A 580-nucleotide genomic window follows, 5' to 3' on the forward strand; every position below is an offset into this window, starting at 1 on the left:
CGCTCGTCGTCACGTCACCACGCCGAACGTGAATGATCTTCTCAAACACGCTCTTAGATGCTGTAGAACGGAAACCGATCGACAACCAGATCAGCCGACTGGACGAACTGGCCAAGAGAGGAGTTGACAAGACTCACTTGTCGATCGCCGATGGATTCAGAAAATTGAAGTACATGACCATCTTCTATATTTACACATATTAACTCAGAATATCCGGAATGACCGAACCTGACAAGTTTGCCGCAGGTCGGATGATCGACTATCTCAAGGGCGGCATCTGCCGTATACATCAGCCCGATCAGTGAGCACGGGACCCCTTGTTCGACAAGCATCGCAGCAGCGGAGCCCGCGATACACCCCGGGTCGCCGAAAACCACTCGCCGCTTACTGGGCCAAAGGCCATTGCCTCGCGGGAATCCCTCTGTCTCCATCACTACTTCCAGGACTACGAGCGAATAGATCGCCTACAGCATCTTCAAGGTCGCGGTTGCTCCTGAATCTACTTTCCTGATCCCAGGGATAAGATCACTGAGCTGTTTTCATCTTCGGCGGGCGCCTGCTGATCACAGCGTGATCGCGA

At 53.3% G+C, this 580-nt stretch carries 1 protein-coding gene; it reads right to left on the reverse strand.

The annotated features are described in order from the left end of the window. Positions 1 to 53: 53 nt before the first annotated feature. On the reverse strand, positions 54 to 431 hold the full coding sequence (locus tag ABD120_RS39980; protein ID WP_425564121.1) for an SUKH-4 family immunity protein: 378 nt from the start codon (positions 429 to 431) through the stop codon (positions 54 to 56). Positions 432 to 580 lie beyond the last annotated feature (149 nt).

The organism is Nonomuraea longicatena (assembly GCF_039525605.1).
GTDB lineage: Bacteria > Actinomycetota > Actinomycetes > Streptosporangiales > Streptosporangiaceae > Nonomuraea > Nonomuraea longicatena.